Consider the following 21,329-nt stretch of genomic DNA (forward strand, 5'->3'; position numbering starts at 1 on the left):
TCTCTATCCGCCGCTCGAACCGTACCGGATGCACCTCTTCGAGATGCCCGGTGGCCACACGATCTATGTCGAAGAATGCGGCAATCCGAAAGGGGCGCCGGTGGTCATTCTCCATGGCGGGCCCGGCGGGGGCTGCAGCCCCGGGATGCGGCGCTTCTTCGACCCCGAGCATTACCGCATCATCCTGTTCGACCAGCGCGGCTGCGGGCGCTCGCGGCCGCACGCTTCCATCCAGGAAAACACCACCTGGCATCTCGTGGGCGACATCGAGCGCATCCGCGAGCGGCTGGAGATCGGCTCCTGGGCGGTGTTCGGCGGCTCCTGGGGCGCCACGCTCTCGCTGCTCTACGCCCAGAAGCACCCCGAGCGGGTGAAGGCGCTGGTGCTGCGCGGCGTGTTCCTGATGACGCAGCAGGAGCTCGACTGGTTCTACGGCGGCGCGGCCGGCGCCTTCTGGCCCGAACGCTGGGCCACCTTCCGCGACATGATCCCGGAGGAGGAACAGGGCGACCTGATCGCCGCCTACCACGCGCGCCTCTTCGGGCCGAGCCACGAGGAGCAGGTGCGTTTCGCCCGCGCCTGGGTGGCCTGGGAGAGCGGGCTCGCCGCCCTCGACCCCGGGCCGGTGGTGGGCCGCGGCGGGGCGGGCGAATACGCCCGCGCCTTCGCGCGGCTGGAGAATCATTACTTCGTGAACCGTGGTTTCCTCGAGGAAGACGGCCAGATCCTGCGCGACATGCCGCTGATCGAGCAGATCCCCGGCTACATCGTGCAGGGCCGCTACGACCTGATCTGCCCGCCGCGCGCCGCCTGGGCGCTGCATCAGGCCTGGCCGGGCTCCGAGCTCTCCCTCGTGATGGCCGCCGGCCACGCGCTTTCCGAGCCTGGGATAACCGCCGAGCTGGTGAGCATCATGGACCGCCTGCGCGAGCGCTGAGTCCCCCCCTCGCCGCAGGGCAGCGCCCGACCCTGGGTGGGCGCGGAAACACCTGTGGTAAGCGGTTTATCCCGAAAGCCCCGGACGATGGCTGTGCGGCGAGCGACATCGCCAAAGCGCCCTCCCGGGGGAGGGTCGGGCGCTGCCCGGGCTGGGCGCCCGGGCGGGTAGACACCAATGTCCCGCCCTCTCCGCAGGGCAGCGCCCGACCCTGGGTGGGCGCCACCACGCAGGTGGTCAGCGGTTTATCTCAAAGCCCCCGACGAGGGCTGTGCGGCGAGTGACATCGCCAGTGCGCCCTCCCGTGGGGAGGGTCGGGCGCTGCCCGGGCCAGGCGCCCGGGCCGGCAAGACGCCAATGTCCCGCCCTCTCCACAGGGCAGCGCCCGGCCCTGGGTGGGCGCCACCAAGTCGGTGGTCAGCGGTTTATCCCGAAAGCCCCGGACGATGGCTGTGCGGCGAGCCACATCGCCAAAGCGCCCTCCCGGGGGGAGGGTCGGGCGCGGCCCGGGCTGGGCGCCCGGGCAAGGGATGCCGATCGCCTGCGCCCCCCGATCCGAAGGCGCTGCCCGGGCCAGGCGCCCGGGCAGACAGGGGGATGGCAGCCGTCAGGCCTTGCCGTAGCGGTAGGGCCGCCCGGCCTTCGCCATCGCGGCGTTGTAGTCCTTCAGGATCTGCACCACGCGGGCGTTGCGCTCGCTCTCGGCGGCGATCTCGTCCCAGAACTCGTGGGCGGCGGCCTCGACCGTGTCCCATTCCTCGTCGGGGATGGAGGTGAGCTGCATCTTGGTACCCTCCACGCGCAGCTTGGCCTCGCCGCCCCAGTACCAGTGCTGGCGGTAGTAGTGCGAGCTGTCCATGCACAGGCGGAACAGCTCCTTGAGGTGGTCGGGCAGCTCCTCCCAGCGCTCGGTGTTGGCGAAGTAGCTGCCGCACCAGGCGCCGGAGATGTTGTTGGTGAGGAAATAGGGCGTCACGTCGGCCCAGCCCACGGTGTAGTCCTCGGTGATGCCCGACCAGGCGATGCCGTCGAGCTCGCCCGTCTGCACCGCCACCTGCACGTCCTCCCAGGGCAGGGTCACCGGCACCACGCCGAAGCGCGACAGGAAGCGGCCCGCGGTGGGGAAGGTGAACACCCGCTTGCCCTCGAGGTCGGCCAGCGAGCGGATCGGCTCCTTCGTGTTGAAATGGCACGGGTCCCAGGCCCCGGCGGAGAGCCAGGTCACCCCGTCGATCTCGCCGTAGGCCTCCTCCCAGATCTCGCGCAGGCCCCACTGGTTGAACAGCACCGGCACGTCGAGCGAGTAGCGCGTTGCGAAGGGGAAGTAGCCGCCGAAGACGGAGACATCCACCGGAGCGGCGATCGAATCATCGTCCGACTGCACGGCGTCGATGGTGCCGCGCTGCATGGCGCGGAACAGCTCGCCCGTGGGCACCAGCTGGTCGGCGAAGTAGAGCTCGATCTCCATCTGCCCCTGCGCCACCTTGTTGAAACTGTCGATGGAGGGCTTGATCACGTGCTCGGCCAGCGCCGGGCCGGCATAGGTCTGCAGCCGCCACCTGATCGGGCTCTGCGCCTTCACGTAAGGCGCGGCGAGCGTGGTGCCGGTGGCGGCCGCCGCGGCGCCCAGCAGGAATTCGCGTCTCTTGGTCATTGCTCTTGTCTCCCTGTTTTGAAACGGCGCGCGGGAGGGGCTCAGCCCCGCGTCTGGACATGCTGCGGCAGCCACAGGGCGATCTGCGGGAAGATCGTCACCAGCGCCAGCGCGATGAGCATGATGAGGGCGAAGGGCAGCACCGAGCGGTAGATGTCGGAGAGCGAGATCTCCGGCGGCGCCATGGCCCGCATCAGGAACAGGTTGTAGCCGAAGGGCGGCGTCATGTAGGCGATCTGGCAGGTGATGGTGTAGAGCACCCCGTACCACACCAGGTCGAACCCGAGCGCCCCCACCAGCGGGATGAACAGCGGCGCCACGATCACCAGCATCGCCGTGTCGTCGAGGAAGGTGCCCATGATGATGTAGGTGACCTGCATCAGGATGAGCACCTGCCAGGGGCTGAGGCCCCACTCATCCACGAACAGCGCCTCGATGGAGCGCACGGCGCCCAGCCCGTCGAACACCTGCCCGAAGCACAGGGCCGCGAGGATCACCCACATGAACATGCAGGAGATGCCCAGCGTCTGGCGCAGCGTGTCCTCCATCACCTTGCGGGTGAGCCGGCCGCGGATGAAGGCCGCCCCCATGGCCGAGAGCGCGCCCACTGCCGAGCTCTCCACCAGGCTCGTCACCCCCATCAGGAACAGGCCGGTCATCAGGAAGAAGATCAGCAGCGGCAGGATGCCGGCGCGCAGCAGGCCGAGCTTCTGCGACAGCGGCATGTCGCGCTCCTCGGGCGCGAGGGCGGGGCCGAGCGAGGGCTGCAGCCGGCAGCGCACGGCGATGTAGATCACGAAGAGCGCCGCCATCAGCAGCCCCGGCAGCGCGCCAGCGAGCCAGAGCTGCCCCACCGGCTGGCGCGCGATCATGCCGTAGAGCACCAGCACCACCGAGGGCGGCACCAGGATGCCGAGCGAGGAGCCGGCCTGCACCACCCCGGTCACCATCACCTTGTCATAGCCGCGGCGCAGCAGCTCGGGCAGCGCGATGGTCGCCCCGATGGCCATGCCCGCCACCGAAAGCCCGTTCATCGCCGAAACCACCACCATCACCCCGATGGTGCCGATGGCAAGCCCGCCGCGCAGGCCGCCGAACCACACGTGGAAGGCGCGGTAGAGATCGCTCGCGATGCCGCTCTCCGACAGCATGTAGCCCATGAAGATGAACAGCGGCAGGGTGAGCAGCGGGTACCATTTCATCAGCTTCATCGCGGCGGAGAAGGCGAGCTCGGAGCCGCCGTCGCCCCAGAGCAGCAGCGAGGCCACCACCGCCACGAAGCCGATGGCGCCGAACACGCGCTGCCCGGTGAGCAGCATCACCATGAGCGAGGCGAACATGGTGAGCGCGATCATCTCGTAGCTCATGCGATTTCCTCGCCGCGGATGCGCGCGATGTCGCGCAGGAACACGGCGCTGGCCTGCAGCAGCATCAGGAAGATGCCGAGGCACATCACCAGCTTGATCGGCGCCATGTAGGGCCGCCAGCTCGAGTAGCTGCGCTCGCCGTATTCCAGTGCGTAGGCGGTGCTGGACACGGCGCCGTAGAACAGCAGCGCGAGGTAGAACATCAGGAACAGGCAGGTGATGCCGTCGGCCCAGGCCTTGGCCCCCGGGCTCCAGCGGCCGTAGAGCAGGTCCATGCGCACATGGTCGCCGAGCTGCATCGAGTAGGGCCCGCCAAGCAGGTAGTAGCCGGTCATCACGAACTGGGCCATCTCGAGCGTCCAGAGCGAGGGCAGGAACACGCCCTTCGACACCGAGGACCACAGCAGGATGCCCATCATCACGAAGATCAGGTACATGGCCGCGCGGCCGATGACGCGGTTCACCCGCTCGACCCAGCGGATGTAGGCCAGGAGGAAGGCCGGCATCAGCCCGTCGCCCCCGCCGGGAAGGCTTCGACAGCGGGCCCCGGCAGCCTGTTTGGCAGGATCGGGAGGAACGTCAGCTCGGACAAACGGAGATCTCCACGGCAGAACCGCGGATCATCAATCCGGATATTGAACGGCCCGTCAATCCCCCCTGCCGATTTTCAGGGCTGTCTCTCGTCCCGTTCTGCACACAACTGACGCACATGGATCGCCGTTGCCCGATTACGTGCATCTCCCCATCCCCGCCGCACCGACGAAGCGACCGGCCGGAGCAGAGCGCCGCGCAGCGGCCCGGGACCGGGGCACGCCCCGGTCCGGGGAGCGGCACAGCCGCTCCTGCGCCGGATGCATGGCATCCGGCGGGGGCCGCGTTCCGCCCCGCCCCGACGCCGGCGCGGGATGGCGCCACCGTTCACTTCGTGAGGATAAGCTTGCCCTGGCGGGTGATGCGCAGCAGGTAGCTCTTGCCATCGAGCATGATCACCGCCTCGGTGCCGCCGGCCGTGAGTTCGCGCACCTCGTGGCGCGGGGCGGTGTCGAGCAACTGCAGGGCCGCGGCCTGCGCCTCCGCGCTGGCCCGGGCGTCGGCGGAGGGAGAGGCGGGCGCCATGCCGCCCTCGCGCCCGGCGCCGCAGCCGGCCTCGCTGTCGCGAACCGGCTCCTGCTCGCGATCCTGCGCTGGTGGCCGCTGCCGCCGGTCGTCCTCGCTCATGACCGGGTCTCCAGCCGGTCGAGCAGATGCTCGAGGGAGAGCTCCACGGGCACCAGCCAGCCCAGGCTGTCGCGCAGGAGCTCGAGCCCCTCGGCCCGCCGCCCGGCGCTTCCGGGCTCCACGGCCGCCGCGGCGCCACGGCGGCCCGGCCGGCCCGATACCGCTTCGAGATAGATGACCATCGGATCCCCCCGGGACATGCAAACTGCGCGTGCCGGGTGATCCGGACGCTGCCATTAACCTGACAAAAATACTTTTGTCAGTCAATTCGCCGCGCGCGCTCATGTTGACAGTTTTGATCGGAATACGGTAGCTGAGACCATCGAGCCACCCGCGGCAGGCCTTGCCGGTGCGGGAAGCCAGTGCACCGTGCCCGCCCCCCGGACGCTGCGCTGGCCGCGCGTCCCGCCCCCCACCCCGAGGATGGACCCATATGCTCGAATCGCCCGATCCCTCCGCCCTTTTCGCCCGGTACACGGCCCTGGTCTCGGAAGGCGGCACCCGCCGCGCCCGCGACGCGGCCGCCCAGCTGGGGGTGCCCGAGGCCCTTCTGGTGGACGCGAAGCGCGCCGGCGGCGAGGCCCGCCGCCTGCGCCCCGACCCCGAGCGGGGCTTCGCCCCCGTTCTGGAAGCGCTCCCGGGCGTGGGCGACATCATGTCCCTCACCCGCAACGAGGCCTGCGTGCACGAGCGCCACGGCCGCTTCGAGGCGCTGAGCTTCGAGGGCGGCGCCGGGCTGGTGCTGGGCCCCGAGATCGACCTGCGCCTGTTCCTGAACCGCTGGGCCTCGGGCTTTGCCGTGCGCGAGCAGGTCGCCTCCGGTGACCGCATCTCGCTGCAGTTCTTCGACGCCACGGGCACCGCGATCCAGAAGATCTACGCCACCGACGCGACCGACCGCACCGCCTTCGACGCGCTGATCGAGACCTGGGAGATGCCGGCAGAGGCCGCCGCCGCCGCCCCGCTCACCGTCGAGCCCGCCACCCCCGCGCGCCCCGACCGGCCGGACAGCGCCGTCGACACCGCCGCCCTGCGCGCCGACTGGGCGGCGATGCAGGACACGCACGAGTTCTTCGGCATGCTGCGCCGCCACGATGTCGGACGCCAGCAGGCGCTGCGCCTCGCCGACCCCGCCTTCGCCACGCCCCTCGCCCCCGGCGCCGAGACCCGGCTGCTCGAGGGCGCGGCCGCCGCGGGCCTGCCGATCATGGTCTTCGTGGGCAATGCCGGCACCATCCAGATCCACACCGGCCCGGTGGCCACCATCCGGCCGCACGGCCCCTGGATCAACGTGCTCGACCCGCGCTTCAACCTGCACCTGCGCACCGACGCGGTGGCCGGGGCCTGGGTGGTGCGCAAGCCCACCTCCGACGGCATCGTGACCTCGGTCGAGCTCTTCGACGACACCGGCTTCTGCGTCTGCATGTTCTTCGGCGCCCGCAAGCCCGGCCAGCCGGAGCGCGAGGACTGGCGCGCCCTGGTCGCCGGGCTCGAAGACCCGGTGCCGGCATGATCGCCCGTCGCCTGGCCCCAGCGCTGCTCGCCGCCCTCCTCACCACGGCAGCCGCGGCGCAGGAGCGGGTGGTTATCGCCGGCGGCGACCTCACCGAGATCGCCTTCGCCCTCGGCGAGGGCGCGCGGGTGGTGGCGGCCGACACCACGTCGAACTACCCCGCCGCGGTGGAGGCGCTGCCCAAGGTGGGCTACCTGCGCGCCCTGCCCGCCGAGGGCATCCTGGCCCAGGCGCCGGACCTGATGATCGCCGGGCCCGAGGCCGGCCCGCCGCCGGTGCTGGAGCAGCTTCGCGCCGCGGGCCTCGAGATCGCCACCGGTCCCGAGGGCATCACCCCGGACGTGGTGCCGCAGAAGATCCGCTTCGTCGCCGATGCCCTCGGCGTGCCGGAGCGGGCGGAGCCGATGGTCGCCGCCTTCGAGGCCGAGATGACCGAGCTCGCCGGCCTCGCCGAGGGCTTCACCGACCACCCGCGCGTGCTCTTCCTGCTCGCGGTGCAGGAAGGCGCGCCGCTGGTGGCCGGCAGCGGCACCGAGGCGGGCGAGATGATCCGTCTCGCCGGCGGGGTGAACGCGGTGGAGGGCATCGAGGGCTACCGCCCGATGACGCCCGAGGCGATCATCGCCGCCGCCCCCGACGTGGTGCTGATGATGCGCGATTTCCTCGGCCGCTACGGCGGGGCGGAGGCCATCCTCGCCCGCCCCGACATCGCCCAGACCGAGGCCGGACGCGAAGGCCGGCTGGTGGCGATGGACGGCATGATGCTGGTGGGCTACGGGCCGCGCACGCCCGCGGCACTGCGCGAACTGATGCGCGCCCTCCACCCCGCGGACGCCGACCGCCTTGGCCTCTGAGGCCGCCGATATCCCGGCCCCGCGGCTCACCGGCCGCAGCCTGGGCCCGCCGCTGCTGCTCGCACTCACGCTGGTGCTGGCGCTCGCGGGGCTGGGGCTCGGCCCGGTGGCCATCACCCCGGCCGAGATGCTGGCGGTGATCACCGGCCACGGCACGCCGGCGCATGAGGCGATCCTGCTGCAGATCCGCGCGCCGCGGGTGGTGCTCGCGCTTGCCGCGGGCACCAGTCTCGCGCTGTCGGGCGCCACGCTGCAGGGCGTGCTGCGCAACCCGCTGGCCGACCCCGGGCTGATCGGCGTCACCGCGGGCGCGGCGCTCGGCGCGGTCTCGGTGATCGTGCTCGCCGGCGGCGCCACGGCCCTTCCGCCGGGCCTGCGCCCCTACCTGCTGCCCGTCGGCGCCTTCGCCGGGGCCGCGGCGGTGACGAGCTTCGTCTTCCTCGCCGCGCGCAGCCGCGCCGGCACCTCGGTGGCAACCCTCATCCTCGCCGGCGTGGCGGTGAACGCCATCGCCTTCGCCGGCATCGGCGGGCTGATCTACGTGAGCGACGACGTGGCGCTGCGCACCCTCTCGCTGTGGCAGATGGGCTCGCTCGGCGGGGCGGGCTGGCCGGTGGCGCTGGTCGCACTCGGCTTCGCCGCCCTCGCCGCCGCGCGCTTCCTGCCGCTCGCCGCGGCACTCGACCTGTTCCAGCTCGGCGAGCGCGCCGCCTTCCACGCCGGGCTCGACGTGGAGCGGGCGAAGTTCCGCGCCGGGCTCTGGACCGCGGTCGCGACCGGGGCTGCCACCGCCGCCGCCGGGCCCATCGGCTTCATCGGCCTCGTCGCGCCGCATCTGGCGCGGCTGATGTGCGGGCCCGGCCACCGGGCGGTGCTGCCGGTCTCCGCGCTAATGGGCACGGCGCTCCTGCTCCTCGCCGACCTCGCGACCCGCCTCGCGGTGCCGCCGGCGGAGCCCCCCATCGGCCTTGCCACCAGCCTCATCGGCGGGCCGTTCTTCCTGTGGCTGCTGCTGCGCAAGCGGGGGGCGGCGCATGGCTGAACCCGCCTCGCTCGCGCTGGAAACCGTCACGCTGCGCCTTTCGGGCCGCGAGGTGCTGAGCGCGGTGAGCTTCGATGTGCGCCCGGGCGAGCTGCTCGCCCTCTGCGGGCCGAACGGCGCGGGCAAGTCGAGCCTGCTCTCGGTCCTCGCCGGCGACAGGGCGCCGGAGCGCGGCGCCGCCCGGCTCAACGGCGCGGAGATCACCTCCCTCCCCGCCGCCACGCTGGCGCGGGCGCGCGCGGTGCTCGAGCAATCGCCCGCCACCGCCCTGCCCTTCACCGCCGAGGCGCTGGCCGGCCTTGCCATCCCCCGCGCCATCCCGCCGGCCGAGGCCCGGGCCATCGCCGCCACCGCACTGGCCGACGTGGGCCTCGCCGACCGCGCCCGCGTGCCGCTGTCGCGCCTCTCGGGCGGGCAGCAGCTGCGCGCGCATCTCGCCCGCACGCTCGCCCAGCTGCGCGCCGGGCGGCAGCTCGGCGGCGGGCACTGGCTGCTGCTCGACGAGCCGACCGCGAGCCTCGACATCGCCCAGCAGATCGCCACCATGCGCATCGCCGCCGCCGAGGCGCGCGCCGGTGCGGGCGTGGTGGCGGTGCTGCACGACCTCAACCTCGCCGCCGCCTTCGCCGACCGGATCGGGCTGATGGAGGCCGGCCGGCTGGTGGCGCTGGGGCCGCCGCGGGCGGTCTGCACCCCCTCGCGCCTCGGCCGGCTCTACGCTACAGAGGTCTCGGTCGAGACCGGGCCGGACGGCGCCCTGCGCATCCTGCCGCATTACGGCGCCGCCCCGGCGCCCGGCCCGGGCTGAGCGGCCCGGACACCAGAAGGGAGAACCCAGATGTTCCTTGCCATGAACCGTTTCCGCGTGCTGCCCGAGGCCACCGAGAGCTTCGAGGAGGTGTGGCGCAGCCGCGAGAGCCACCTGCACGAGGTGCCGGGCTTCGTCTCCTTCCACCTGCTGAAGGGGCCGGAGGCGGAGGACCACACGCTCTACGCCTCGCACACGATCTGGAAGGACCGCGCCGCCTTCGAGGCCTGGACGAAATCCGAGCAGTTCCGCCGCGCCCATGCCGGCGCCGGGCAGAACAAGCCGATGACCCTGGGCCACCCGCAGGTGGAGCTCTTCGAGTCGATCCTCGAGGCGTAGGTTCCGTGGGGGGCGCGCCGGCGCGCCCCCGCTTGCCCGAAACGTGCAGGCGCACTAATGTAGGCGCATGGATCCCGATTGCACATGTTTCCGGGTGCGCCGCCTCGCCCGGCAGATCTCGCAGATCTATGACGCCGCCTTGCGCGAGGCGGGGCTGAAGGGCACCCAGATGACCCTTCTCGAGACCATCCGCGGCCGCGGCCCCCTGTGCATCGCCGACCTGGCCGAGGCGGTGGGGGCAGAGCGCAGCTCCGTCACCCGCGCGCTGGCGCCGCTCACCGCCGAGGGCTGGGTGTCGATCGGCCAGGGCTGCGACGGGCGCACCAAGGCGGTGCGCATCACCCCCGCCGGGGCCGAGCGCATCGCGCTGGCCGAGCCGCTCTGGGCGCGCGCCCAGGCCGAGGTGGCCCGGCTGCTGGGCACCCCCGGCAAGGTCGAGCTCGACCGCATGCTCGACGAGGCCTCCCGCCTGCTGCACGAAACCGATCCGGAGGCCGGGCCCGACCCGCACCGCGAGGCCGACACCGCCCCGCCCTGAGCCCGACCTGCCCGGGCCGACGCCGGCCCGCAGCCGCTTCCCCCCTGCCCGCGCGTTCCCGAGGTCTCCCCCACATGGTCATCACCGCCCCCGCCGCCGGGCCCCGCCCCGGCCCACAGGAGGCGCGCCGCCGCCTGCTCGAGCGGCCGCTGGCCACGCTGTTCCGCATGGCCGTCCCGGGCATGGGTGCGACGCTCATCCAGTCGGTGCTGGTGATGGTGGAGGGCGCCTTCCTCGGCCATGCCGGGCCGGTGGCCTTCGCCGCGGCGAGCCTGGTGTTTCCCTGCTACATGCTCTCGCTGATGCTGGCGGGCGGGGCCATCGGCGGCGCGGTCTCCGGCGCCATCGCGCGCGCGCTCGGCGCGGGCGAGGCGCGGCGGGCCAACGTGGTGCTGCGCATCGCCCTGCTCATCGCCTTCACCGCCGGGGTGATCAAGACGGTGCTGATCCTCGGGCTCGGCCGGCAACTCTTCGCCCTGATGGGCGGCGAGGGGCCGGTGCTGGAGGCGGCGCTCACCTATTCAGGGGTGCTGTTCTCCGGCATCGTGCTCCTGTGGCTCTACAACATGATGGGGGCGGCGCTGCGCGGCTCGGGCGACATGGTGCGCCCGCTGATGGGCTCCTTCGTGGTGGTGAGCACGCATTTCCTCGCCATCCAGGCGCTGCGCCTCGCGCCCGAGAGCTGGGCGGTGCCGGGCGCTGCGGGAGCGCTGGTGCTGGCCTATGCCGCGGGCACCGGCTTCCTCGCCTTCGTTCTGTCGCGCCCCGGGCGCGAGCTGCGGCTCAGCGTCTACGGCTGGGGCGGGCTGAGCGGCGCGGGGCGGCTGCTGCGCGCCGGCACGCTGGCGGGCGGGCAGTCCACCCTCACCATCCTCTACGCCATGGTGGTGACCGCCGCCTTCGGCCGGCTCGGGCCGGAATGGCTCGCGGGCTACGGCATCGGCGCGCGGCTCGAGCTCACGGTGATCCCGATCATCTTCGGGGTGGGCGGCTCGCTCATGGTGGTGTCGGGCACGCTGCTGGGCGCCGGACAGGCCGGGCTCGCGGTGCGCACCGCCTGGACCGGCGCCTTCCTCACCGCGGTGGCGATGGGGGTGCTGGGCACGGGGCTCGCCCTCTGGCCCGGCCTGTGGTGGAGCCTGTTCACCACCGACCCGCAGGTGGCCGCCGCCGCCACGGCCTATCTCACCCGGGTGAGCCCGCTCTACTTCTTCTTCGGCCTCGGCATGTGCCTCTACTGCGCCAGCCAGGGGCTGGAGACGCTGGCCATGCCGGTGCTCGGCGCGGTGCTGCGCTTCGTGATCGTGGCCGGCGGCATCGCCGTGCTGGGCGCGCTGGAGGGGTTGTCGGCGGATGGGCTGCTGCTGCTGGTCGCCGTGGCGATGACCGCCTACGGGCTGTTCATCGCCCTCGGCCTGCATCTCGGGCCCTGGCGGCGGCTGGCGCGGGCGGGCTGAGGGCCGGGGGCCGGGCCTCAGCCCAGCTCCAGCGTGGCGAGGCCGAAGCAGCGGGTGAGATCGGCCTTCGGCGCCGGGCCCCGGTACATCCGCGCCGTCTGGAACACCGGCTTCAGGCCCAGCCCGGTGACGAGCTTCACCCCGGCATGGTTGGGCGAGGGCACGTCGATGGACACCGGCACCCGGCCGATCCAGGGTGCGAGCCCGGCGATGAGCTGGCGCGCCACGTCCACGTCATAGGCGAGCAGCGGGCCGATCTTCACCCCCACCTCGCAGAAGCGCGCCGTGGCGAGGCCGAGCAGAACGCCGCCGTCGACCACGGCCACCGAGCGGCGGGTGACACTGTCGGTGAGCATGCGGCCGATGTAGGTGGTGCGCTGCACGCCGGCCACCTTGCGGTCGAAGCTCAGCGCGGGGGCGAGGTTGTGATGGCCCACCGGCTCCACGCTGGCGGAGCCCATGTAGGGCAGCAGCCCGGTGTAGCGGTGGCTCTGGTGCGCCTCCTCGAAGCCGGAGCGGCGGTAGTTGTCCTGCTGGTCCGGCACGCCGTCGAGCCCGACGACCCGGCCCTCCAGCCGCTCCATCCCGGCCTGCCAGATCTCCAGCCCCAGCCCCTTCCGGCGCCATTTCGGCGGCACGATGTAGAGGCCGAGAAAGCCGTAACCGGTGCCCTGGCGCACCACCGAGATCGCCGCCACCGGCTCGCCCCGGATGTGGCCGACGAGAAACCCCTCCGGGTCCGCGTCATGGAACATCGCGGCATCGTCGAGGCCCGGGTTCCAGCCCTCGTCACGCGCCCAGCCGAGGATGAGCGGCATCTCGTCCTGCCGGACGGGGCGGATGTCCATCATCCCTGCAGCGCCTTCGCGAGGCTGGAGACGGGTTTCACCCGGTCCGAGAGGTCGAGCCCCGATAGCAGGTCGACGAGATGGCTCTGCATCAGTTCCTCCGCGGCGGCGCCGTCGCCCCGGCCGATGGCCGCGAGCAGTTCGTGATGGGCATGGCTTTCGCACACCGTATCATGCCGGCGCCAGTAAAGCGCGATCACCAGCGAGGAGCGCGAGACCAGCGCGCGCACGAAGCTCGCGATCGTCTCCTGAGCGGCGATCTCGGCGATGCGGGTGTGGAACAGGCCGGAGAGATGCACCGCGCTGCCGGTGTCACCCTGCGCGAGCGCCGCGTGCTCCTCCGCCACGTGGCGGCGCAGGTCCTCCACGTCGGCCGGCACGGCGCGCTGTGCGGCAAGGCGGGCGGCGCGCGGCTCGAGCAGCGAGCGGGCCTCGAACACCTCGCGCGCCTCGCGCGGGTCGGGGCGGGCCACGAAGGCGCCGCGATTGCGCTCCAGCGTCACCAGCCCGTCATGCGAGAGCGAGAGCAGCGCCGTGCGCACCACCGTGCGGCCCACGCCGTAATGGCCGGCGGCGGCCTCCTCCGTCAGCCTCGTGCCGGGGGGCAGGCGGTGGTCGAGGATCGCGCGCCTGAGCTCGCGCTTCACGGTCTCGACGGGCGGCGATGTCTCTAGGCTGTCCCTGGCCAAGGCGGTCCATCCGTTGCATGCGGCCGGGATGGCAGGCGGCCGGCCCTGCTTGCGCACAAATGTAGACGCGCCGCGCGCGCGCACAAGCGGGAATTGTGTGCAATCTTCCATCATATTGTTGGCAATCTGCCCGATCCTTGCGCACATCCGAAAGCGCCCGAAGCCGCGCGCCCGAAAATGATGTTTCTGCTCAATATCTTAAAAGATTGTGAACAATTGGCACGCGCTTTGCATCTCCCTGCAGAGGGTCGGCAAGACGGCCCGGACCGGCAGCGGAGGAGCCCATGCGCCAAGCATCCGATCTCGAACTGGTGTCCCTCACCAAGCGCTACGGCGACACCGTGGCGGTGGACGCGATCTCGCTCATGGTGCCGGCGGGCACCTATTGCTGCCTGCTCGGCCCCTCGGGCTGCGGCAAGTCCTCCACCCTGCGCATGATCGCCGGCCACGAGACGGTGAGCGACGGCGACATCCTGCTGGGCAACCAGCGCATCGGCGCCCTGCCCCCGGCGAAGCGCGGCACGGCGATGATGTTCCAGAGCTACGCGCTCTTCCCGCATCTGAGCGTGATCGACAACGTCTCCTTCAGCCTCAAGATGAAGGGCGTGGACAAGCCCGCCCGCCACCGCCGCGCCGGCGAGCTGCTCGAGCTCGTGGACATCTCCGCCTATGCCGACCGCCTGCCGGCCCAGCTCTCGGGCGGGCAGCAGCAGCGCGTGGCGCTGGCGCGCGCGCTGATCACCGAGCCGCAGATCCTGCTGCTCGACGAGCCGCTCTCCGCGCTCGACCCGTTCCTGCGCGTGCGCATGCGCGCCGAGCTCAAGCGCCTGCAGCGCGAGCTCGGCATCTCCTTCATCCATGTCACCCACGGACAGGACGAGGCGCTGGCGCTGGCCGACATGATCGTGGTGATGAACCGCGCGAAGATCGAGCAGGCCGGCGCGCCGCGGGCGATCTTCAACACCCCCACCACCGAGTTCGTGGCCCGCTTCATGGGCGGGCACAACGTGCTCTCCGACGGCGGCCGCCGCCACGCCATCCGCACCGACCGCATCGCGGTGGGCCGCGGCGGCGAGGGGATGGCCGCCATCGTGAGCGGCATCGAGTTCCAGGGCCACAGCGTGAGCGTGGCGCTGCGCACCGCGGGGGAGGACGACCTCACCGCCATGGTGCCCGAGGCGGAGTTCTACGCCGCGCCCCTCGGGCCGGGAGACCCGGTGACCCTCTCGTGGAACCCGGCGGACCTGCATCCGCTGGCAAGCTGAACCAGAACCTCCAACAGGGAAGAGGACGATTGCAATGACCAAGAAAACGACCGGACTGAGCCGGCGCAGCATTCTCAAGGGCGCCGCCGCCACGGCCACGGTCGCGGCCGGCAGCACCCTCGGCGCGCCGATGATCTGGGCCCAGAACATCAAGGACGTCACCCTGCGCCAGTTCGGCACCGGCGTGTCGAACCTCAACGAGGTGGCCGAGAAGGTGAAGGAAGACCTCGGCTTCACCCTGGAGATGACGGCGCTCGATTCCGATTCCGTCACCCAGCGCGCCGCCACCCAGCCCAACAGCTTCGACATCGCCGACATCGAGTACTGGATCTGCAAGAAGGTCTGGCCGGCGGGCAACCTGCAGCCGATGGATGTCTCCAAGATCACCAACTACGACAAGATCGTCGGCATCTTCAAGGACGGCAAGCTCACCCCCGAGAGCGTGATCGCCCAGGGCACCGCGCCGCACACCGTGGGCTTCGTCGACGGGCCGGACGGCACCAGCTTCGCCGATCACGAGACCGGCTGGATGACCCTGATCCCCACCATCTACAACGCCGACACGCTGGGCATCCGCCCCGACCTGATCGGCCGGCCGATCGACAGCTGGGCCGAGCTGCTGAACCCCGAGTTCAAGGGCAAGGCCTCGATCCTCGACATCTCCTCCATCGGCATCATGGACGCGGCGATGGTCTGCGAGGCCATGGGCGAGATGTCCTACGGCGACAAGGGCAACATGACCCGCGAGGAGATCGACAAGACCATGGCGATCCTCACCGAGGCGAAGCGCGCCGGCCAGTTCCGCGCCTTCTGGAAGAGCTTCGACGAGAGCGTGAACCTGATGGCCTCGGGCGAGGTGGTGATCCAGTCCATGTGGTCGCCGGCGATCACCGCGGTGAAGACCAAGGGCATCCCTTGCGTCTACCAGCCGCTGAAGGAGGGCTACCGCTCCTGGGGCGGCGGGATCGGCCTGTCGAAGAACCTCTCCGGCCTCGAGCTCGACGCCGCCTACGAGTACATCAACTGGTATCTCTCCGGCTGGGTCGGCGGCTTCCTGATGCGCCAGGGCTACTACTCCGCCGTGCCCGAGACCTCGAAGGAGTTCATGACCGCCGACGAGTGGGGCTACTGGTTCGAGGGCAAGCCCGCCCAGGAGGACATCATGAACCCGCAGGGCCAGGTGATGGAGAAGGCCGGCGCCACGCGTGACGGCGGCTCCTTCGAGGAGCGCATGGGCCATGTCGCCTGCTGGAACGCGGTGATGGACGAGAACCAGTACATGGTTCGCAAGTGGAACGAGTTCATCGCCGCCTGAACCGAAGCCGCCGGCCGGAGCGCGCGCCCGGCCGGCACCCCGAAACACGCCGCCCCGTCCGCTCCGGGCTGATCGCAAGAGCCTCACCGGACACCGATCCGTCGCTGGCGCCCGGGGCCTGAGCAGCCCGAAGCGCTTGCCCGGCACGCCGGGCGGCGCCCTTCCGGACCGCCCCCGGGCGACCGCACTGAGGCTGACGCCCTGCCGAGGCCAGCAGCCGAGGCCAGCAGCCGAGGCCAGCAGCCGAGGCCAGCAGCCGAGGCCAGCAGCCGAGGCCAGCAGCCGAGGCCAGCAGCCGAGGCCAGCAGCCGAGGCCAGCAGCCGAGGCCAGCAGCCGAGAGCTGCGGAACAGACATCCGGCCAGCCCGCAAGGGCTGGTCTGCCGCCCCCGCGCATCGGGGCCCGCTCGGGTTCCCGTATGCGTGCCCTGCAGTTCGGCGCGTGGCACCGGATGGGCACCTGCCGCGGAGCCGCGCCGGCCCGCCGGTCGGGAGCCGATACGGAGCCCTCCCGTGCTCCGGCCACCTGTCGGTGTCCTGCGCTTTGGGCCCGGCCGGGTGCTGCGCACCCGGTGTCCCGGCCCGGGCGGGCGCCGCGACGGGGCCAGCCCGGCACCCGGCCCGAAGGGAGCTGCCTCCCGGCCGGGCGCTCGCGCCGGAGGGGCCCGAAGGGACACGACGCCGCCGCGGAGGCGGGGGGCGCAGCCCCTCTCCGACGCGGTCGGCCCCTCCGAAGGCGTCCCCCCGCGCCGACCGGGGGAGATGAGAGACCACCCGGTGGCGCATCGTGCCGCCGGCCCGCCTGACACCTCCCCCGCGCCGCGCGGGGCCGCAGAGCAAGGGAACCGCCGAGGATGAGCGAACTCGAGATCACCGCGCCCGCCCCGGGCCGCAGCCGCGCAGGCGCCGTGCAGCGCATTCCGGAGGCCGTCACCGCCTGGGCGCTCGCCTCGCCGCTGGTGCTGGTGCTGGGCTTCTTCCTGGTGCTGCCGGTCATCACCATCGTAGTGGTGAGCTTCTGGGGCTCGACGGAATGGTCCTTCTATCCCGCCTTCCTGTGGGACAATTACGAGTTCCTGCTCACCTCGCCGGTGACGCTCTCGGTCTATCTCAACACGCTGATGTACACCGTGCTCACCTGGGTCTTCACCCTGGTGATCGGCTTCACCGTGGCCTATTTCCTTGCCTTCCACATCCGCACCCAGACCTGGCAGATCGCGCTCTTCCTGCTCTGCACCATCCCGTTCTGGACCTCGAACATCATCCGGATGATCTCCTGGATCCCGTTCCTGGGCCGCAACGGCATCGCGAACTCGGTGCTGATGGACATAGGGCTGGTGAACGAGCCGGTGGAATGGCTGCTGTTCTCCGATTTCGCGGTGGTGCTCGCCTTCGTGCATCTCTACACGCTCTTCATGGTGGTGCCGATCTTCAACACCATGATGCGCATCGACAAATCCCTCATCGAGGCGGCACGCGACGCGGGCGCCACCGGCGCCCAGATCCTGTGGAACGTGGTGATCCCGCTCACCAAGCCGGGCATCATGATCGGCTCGATCTTCGTGGTGACCCTGGTGATGGGCGATTTCATCACCGTGCGGTTCATGTCCGGCGGGCAGTCCGCCTCGGTGGGGCGGATGATCTCCAACGAGATCGCGCTGCTGCAATACCCCGCCGCCGCCGCCGACGCGGTGATCCTGCTGCTCACCGTCCTCATCATGATCTCGGCGATGCTGCGCTTCGTCGACATCCGCAAGGAGCTCTGAGATGGAACCGCGCCCGCGCTCCTTCTACGTCCTCGCCGCCGTCTTCGCGCTGTTCGTGCTGTTCCTCTACGGGCCCACGATCACCATCGCCATCCTGAGCTTCCAGGGGCCGCAGGGCGGGCTCACCTTCCCGATGAACGGCGTCTCGCTGCACTGGTTCGCCGACCTGTTCGAGCAGCAGGCGGTGGGCGACATCTGGGGCAGCTTCGGGCGCAGCCTCGCCCTCGGGCTGATGGTGATGGTGGTGACCGTGGTGGTCTCGGTGATGGGCGGGCTCGCGTTTCGCAAGAAGTTCCGCGGCTCGGGCGTGCTGTTCCTGCTCATCATCACCTCGCTGATCATCCCCTCGATCCTGATCTCGCTCGGCGTTGGGCTGATCTTCAACATCGCCGGGCTCAACGTGCACTGGTCGACCTCCGGCTTCGGATCCCAGCTCACCTGGACCCTGCCCTTCGGCCTGCTGATCATGTTCGCGGTGTTCAACCGCTTCGACGCCTCCTATGAGGAGGCCGCGCGCGACCAGGGCGCCACGCCCTGGCAGACCATCCGCCACGTGGTGCTGCCGATCATCGCGCCCTCGCTCATCGGCGTGGCGCTGTTCGGCTTCACCCTGTCCTACGACGAGTTCGCCCGCACCCTGCTCACCGCCGGCAGCTACAACACCCTGCCGCTGGAGATCTTCGGCATGACCACCAATGTCACCTCGCCGGTGCTCTACGCGCTCGGCACGCTCACCACGCTGTTCTCGCTCGCCATCATCGGCGTGTTCCTGGGCGGCGCCTTCATCGCGCAGCGGCGGCGGGCCCGGCGGGCCTCCGACGCCGGCAAGGGCCTGGTCTGAGACGATGGCGACCCTTCCCGGATACGTCCCTCGGGGGCATCGAGCCCCCTCGTGCCGTCGCGGCGCCACCTCGCGCGCGGGCTGTCGCCGGCGGTCCTCGCCGCGGCGCGGGGCGGTCTCCCCGGCCCGCGGGGCGGCCTGAGATGCGCCTGTTGCTGGTAAACCCGAACACCACCGTATCGATGACCGAGAAGGCGGCGGAGGCGGCCCGCGGCGCGGCGCCAGCCGGGGTCGAGATCCTCGCGCGCACCTCGCTCTCTGGGCCGGCCTCGATACAGGGAGCCGAGGACGGCGCCGCCGCGCTGCCCGGGCTCTTCGCTGCCCTGCGCGCCGGGGCGGCCGAGGGCGCGGATGCCGCGATCATCGCCTGTTTCGACGACACCGGGCTCGCGGAGGCGCGGGGCTTCTTCCCCGGGCCGGTGCTGGGCATCGGACAGGCGGCCTTCCATGCCGCGGCGCTCTCGGGGCACCGGTTCTCCGTGGTCACCACGCTGTCGGTGTCCATCCCGGTGATCGAGGAGAACCTAGTGACATACGGGCTCGCCGCGCTCTGCGCCCGGGTGCGGGCCAGCGAGGTGCCGGTGCTGGCGCTCGAGGAGCCGGGCGGGGCGGCCGAGGCGCAGGTGAGCGCCGAGATCGGCCGCGCGGTGGCGGAGGACGGCGCGGGCGCGATCGTGCTCGGCTGCGCCGGGATGGCCGACCTCGCGGACCGGCTGTCGGCCGCGCACGGGGTACCGGTGATCGACGGCGTGCGCGCCGCGGTGCGCCTCGCGCATGCGATGGCGGGGCTCGGGAACGGCAGGGGCTGACGCGGGGGCGGGCCGTTTATCCCCACGCCGGATGTCGGTGCAGCCTGCCGCCGGAGCCGGTCTCGGCACATCCGGCGAGTGCCGAGCAGCCGGAATCGGTGTCTGTGGATCATCGCGTCGCCGGAAGAGCGGCATGCGACGCCTGCCCGATGCCCGATGCCCGTTCCCGGCAGCTCGCAGGCAAGTCAACACCCTCTCAGCTCGTCCCTTCCGCCCGGGCGACCAGCCCGGGCCGCGCCCGACCCTCCCCCAGGGAGGGCGCGATGGCGATGCCACTCACCGCACAACCCTCGCCCGGGGCTTTCCAGATAAACCGCCCTCCACAAGCGCAGGAGCGCCCACCCAGGGTCGGGCGCGGCCCTCCGCGCTCAGTTCAGCGCGCGCCTTCGGGCGTGCGCCGCCGCCCCGCACGGCGGGGCGGCCCGGCCCAACGCGGAGGCGACATCCGCGCGCAGCGCGGGTGTCAACGCAGGGGCGGGAGGCCTCCCGGACCCGCGCGGCGGTGATGCTGTTGCTGCCTGCAAAAGCCGCAGGTAACGGCGCTCCGGCACCGGGAGATCGGCGGGGCGCGGCACCCGCATCGCCGGCGGCCCCTCCCCTTGCCATGGTCATCAAAGGGCCATGCACGCGTCTTCGTCCTGTCATTGCAGGAGATTAGGCGGCGGAGCACCAAGCCCACATCGGAGTCCCCCATGACCGACCACACCCTTCCCCTGCTCGGCGTCTGCCTGCCCACCGACGCGCTCGAGACCTACGGCGACTGGATCATCGCCGACCAGCGCGACCTGGAAATCCAGGATTTCTTCAATGCCGAGCTGCTGGAGGGCGACTGGCGCACCACCGCGGCGAAGACGAAGCGCCTGCTCGCCGGCTACACGGGGCGCCTCGGCATCCACGGGCCGTTCTGGGGCTTCTCCATCGGCACGTCCGACCCCGACATCCGCGCCGTCGTGCAGAAGCGCTTCGGCCAGGGGCTCGACGCCTGCGAGGAGATCGGCGCCACGCAGATGGTGATCCACAGCCCCTTCACCACCTGGGACTACACCAACCGCCACCACCTGCCCGGCCAGTACCGTGCCGCAGCCAATGCCCGCGCCACGCTCGAGCCGCTGCTGCCGCGGGCCGAGGCGCTCGGCGTCACCTTCGTGATCGAGAACATCGAGGACCGCGACCCCGCCGAGCGCGTGGCGCTGGTCGAGAGCCTCGCCAGCCCCTCGGTGCGCGTCTCGCTCGACACCGGGCATGCCAACATCGCCCATCACCAGCACAGCGCGCCGCCGGTCGACCACCACGTGATCGCGGCGGGCGACATGCTCGAGCACGTGCACATCCAGGACACCGACGGCTACGCCGACCGGCACTGGCGCCCGGGGCTGGGCAACATCCTGTGGGGGTCGCTCTTCGCCGCCCTCGCCCGGCTCGAGGTGAAGCCGCGCCTGAACCTCGAGCTGCGCGACAAGGCCGAGGTGCCCGCCGCCGTGGCGCATCTCGAGGCGCTCGGCCTCGCGCGCTGAGCCGCTCCCCCCCCGGCGCCACCGCGCCGGGGGTGCCGGAGGGGCTTGCCCTGCCGGCCGATCCGCGCTTTCTGTGGCACATGAGCGACACGATCACCCTCTGGCGGCCGGTGGGGCCGGAAGAACTCGCCCTCATCCGCGACAGCGGCATGCGGGCCTTTCCGCCGCGCCTGCCCGAGCAGCCGATCTTCTACCCCGTCACCACCGAGGACTATGCGGTGAAGATCGCGCGGGACTGGAACGTGAAGGCCAGCGGCAGCGGCTTCGTCACCCGCTTCGAGGTGCTGCGCAGCTTCCTCGAACGCTACGACGTGCAGGAGGCCGGCGGCGCGGCGCACCGGGAATACTGGATCCCGGCCGAGCACCTGCCCGCCTTCAACGAAGCCATCGCGGGCGAGATCGAGGTGGTGCGGGAGTTCCGCTGACCCTCCGGGGCGACAGCCCCGCCCGCCGCCCGCTGGCGCTTCTCACACCCCCCGGAAGCCGCGAACCCGCCCGATGACGCTGCGCCGACCTGCGTCTCGGGGGCACCGGGGGGCATACGTCCCTCGGGGGC

General features: G+C 71.6%; 22 protein-coding genes. 15 read left to right on the forward strand and 7 right to left on the reverse strand.

The window, feature by feature from the left end; genetic code table 11:
• The first annotated feature begins 28 nt into the window (after nt 1-28).
• On the forward strand, nt 29-937 hold the full coding sequence (gene pip / locus D3P35_RS07040; RefSeq protein ID WP_232830413.1) for a prolyl aminopeptidase: 909 nt from the start codon (nt 29-31) through the stop codon (nt 935-937).
• Nucleotides 938-1,544: 607 nt separating this feature from the next.
• Here the strand turns inward: pip and D3P35_RS07045 are convergent.
• From D3P35_RS07045 to D3P35_RS07065, 5 genes are all read right to left on the reverse strand, one after another.
• On the reverse strand, nt 1,545-2,591 hold the full coding sequence (locus D3P35_RS07045) for a TRAP transporter substrate-binding protein (RefSeq protein WP_118133919.1): 1,047 nt from the start codon (nt 2,589-2,591) through the stop codon (nt 1,545-1,547).
• A gap of 41 nt (nt 2,592-2,632) precedes the next feature.
• Nucleotides 2,633-3,958, reverse strand: a complete 1,326-nt coding sequence (locus D3P35_RS07050; protein WP_118133921.1) for a TRAP transporter large permease subunit — start codon at nt 3,956-3,958, stop codon at nt 2,633-2,635.
• Nucleotides 3,955-4,464: a TRAP transporter small permease subunit gene (locus tag D3P35_RS07055; RefSeq protein WP_118133923.1), complete on the reverse strand. Its 510-nt coding sequence runs from the start codon at nt 4,462-4,464 to the stop codon at nt 3,955-3,957. The genes D3P35_RS07050 and D3P35_RS07055 overlap by 4 nt, the downstream gene beginning before the upstream one ends.
• A gap of 412 nt (nt 4,465-4,876) precedes the next feature.
• Nucleotides 4,877-5,074, reverse strand: coding sequence for a hemin uptake protein HemP (hemP, locus tag D3P35_RS07060; protein ID WP_118134097.1), 198 nt, complete (start codon nt 5,072-5,074; stop codon nt 4,877-4,879).
• A gap of 98 nt (nt 5,075-5,172) precedes the next feature.
• The gene (locus D3P35_RS07065; RefSeq protein ID WP_118133925.1) at nt 5,173-5,358 is read right to left on the reverse strand and encodes a hypothetical protein; all 186 of its coding nucleotides are present in this window, start codon (nt 5,356-5,358) and stop codon (nt 5,173-5,175) included.
• A 251-nt stretch (nt 5,359-5,609) separates the two neighbouring features.
• On the opposite strand from D3P35_RS07065, the gene D3P35_RS07070 reads away from it, so the two are divergent.
• From D3P35_RS07070 to D3P35_RS07100, 7 genes are all read left to right on the forward strand, one after another.
• A complete protein-coding gene (locus D3P35_RS07070; RefSeq protein ID WP_118133927.1) occupies nt 5,610-6,689 on the forward strand; it encodes a hemin-degrading factor in 1,080 nt (359 codons plus the stop codon).
• Entirely contained in the window at nt 6,686-7,543 is an 858-nt protein-coding gene (locus D3P35_RS07075; protein ID WP_118133929.1) for a hemin ABC transporter substrate-binding protein, read from the forward strand. Before D3P35_RS07070 ends, D3P35_RS07075 begins: the two co-directional genes overlap by 4 nt.
• Entirely contained in the window at nt 7,533-8,585 is a 1,053-nt protein-coding gene (locus D3P35_RS07080; protein ID WP_198670498.1) for an iron ABC transporter permease, read from the forward strand. Before D3P35_RS07075 ends, D3P35_RS07080 begins: the two co-directional genes overlap by 11 nt.
• The gene (locus tag D3P35_RS07085) at nt 8,578-9,393 is read left to right on the forward strand and encodes an ATP-binding cassette domain-containing protein (RefSeq protein WP_118133931.1); all 816 of its coding nucleotides are present in this window, start codon (nt 8,578-8,580) and stop codon (nt 9,391-9,393) included. Before D3P35_RS07080 ends, D3P35_RS07085 begins: the two co-directional genes overlap by 8 nt.
• Nucleotides 9,394-9,423: 30 nt before the next feature.
• The gene (locus tag D3P35_RS07090; protein ID WP_118133933.1) at nt 9,424-9,732 is read left to right on the forward strand and encodes an antibiotic biosynthesis monooxygenase; all 309 of its coding nucleotides are present in this window, start codon (nt 9,424-9,426) and stop codon (nt 9,730-9,732) included.
• A gap of 67 nt (nt 9,733-9,799) precedes the next feature.
• On the forward strand, nt 9,800-10,270 hold the full coding sequence (locus D3P35_RS07095) for a MarR family winged helix-turn-helix transcriptional regulator (RefSeq protein ID WP_118133935.1): 471 nt from the start codon (nt 9,800-9,802) through the stop codon (nt 10,268-10,270).
• A gap of 74 nt (nt 10,271-10,344) precedes the next feature.
• Complete coding sequence (locus D3P35_RS07100; RefSeq protein ID WP_118133938.1) at nt 10,345-11,727, forward strand: MATE family efflux transporter; 1,383 nt, start codon at nt 10,345-10,347, stop codon at nt 11,725-11,727.
• Between the two features lie 17 nt (nt 11,728-11,744).
• On the opposite strand, the gene D3P35_RS07105 is transcribed toward D3P35_RS07100, so the two are convergent.
• Nucleotides 11,745-12,578 (reverse strand): GNAT family N-acetyltransferase, encoded by an 834-nt coding sequence (locus D3P35_RS07105; protein ID WP_118133940.1) that lies wholly within the window; start codon nt 12,576-12,578, stop codon nt 11,745-11,747.
• The gene (locus D3P35_RS07110; RefSeq protein WP_370030478.1) at nt 12,575-13,264 is read right to left on the reverse strand and encodes a GntR family transcriptional regulator; all 690 of its coding nucleotides are present in this window, start codon (nt 13,262-13,264) and stop codon (nt 12,575-12,577) included. Before D3P35_RS07110 ends, D3P35_RS07105 begins: the two co-directional genes overlap by 4 nt.
• 284 nt (nt 13,265-13,548) lie before the next feature.
• On the opposite strand from D3P35_RS07110, the gene D3P35_RS07115 reads away from it, so the two are divergent.
• The 7 genes from D3P35_RS07115 to D3P35_RS07145 all read left to right on the forward strand — a co-directional run bounded on the left by D3P35_RS07115 (nt 13,549) and on the right by D3P35_RS07145 (nt 21,198).
• Nucleotides 13,549-14,529, forward strand: a complete 981-nt coding sequence (locus D3P35_RS07115; RefSeq protein WP_118133942.1) for an ABC transporter ATP-binding protein — start codon at nt 13,549-13,551, stop codon at nt 14,527-14,529.
• A 34-nt stretch (nt 14,530-14,563) separates the two neighbouring features.
• Entirely contained in the window at nt 14,564-15,844 is a 1,281-nt protein-coding gene (locus D3P35_RS07120; protein WP_118133944.1) for a PotD/PotF family extracellular solute-binding protein, read from the forward strand.
• A gap of 853 nt (nt 15,845-16,697) precedes the next feature.
• Nucleotides 16,698-17,609 (forward strand): ABC transporter permease, encoded by a 912-nt coding sequence (locus D3P35_RS07125; protein WP_370030483.1) that lies wholly within the window; start codon nt 16,698-16,700, stop codon nt 17,607-17,609.
• Between the two features lies 1 nt (nt 17,610).
• Nucleotides 17,611-18,450: an ABC transporter permease gene (locus D3P35_RS07130; protein ID WP_118133947.1), complete on the forward strand. Its 840-nt coding sequence runs from the start codon at nt 17,611-17,613 to the stop codon at nt 18,448-18,450.
• 143 nt (nt 18,451-18,593) lie between these two features.
• On the forward strand, nt 18,594-19,259 hold the full coding sequence (locus tag D3P35_RS07135) for an aspartate/glutamate racemase family protein (RefSeq protein ID WP_118133949.1): 666 nt from the start codon (nt 18,594-18,596) through the stop codon (nt 19,257-19,259).
• A 692-nt stretch (nt 19,260-19,951) separates the two neighbouring features.
• The gene (locus D3P35_RS07140; RefSeq protein WP_118133951.1) at nt 19,952-20,773 is read left to right on the forward strand and encodes a sugar phosphate isomerase/epimerase; all 822 of its coding nucleotides are present in this window, start codon (nt 19,952-19,954) and stop codon (nt 20,771-20,773) included.
• 80 nt (nt 20,774-20,853) lie between these two features.
• On the forward strand, nt 20,854-21,198 hold the full coding sequence (locus D3P35_RS07145) for an ADP-ribosylation/crystallin J1 (RefSeq protein ID WP_118134101.1): 345 nt from the start codon (nt 20,854-20,856) through the stop codon (nt 21,196-21,198).
• Nucleotides 21,199-21,329: the final 131 nt, after the last annotated feature.

Source organism: Oceanicella sp. SM1341, from assembly GCF_003448965.1.
Lineage (GTDB): Bacteria > Pseudomonadota > Alphaproteobacteria > Rhodobacterales > Rhodobacteraceae > Paroceanicella.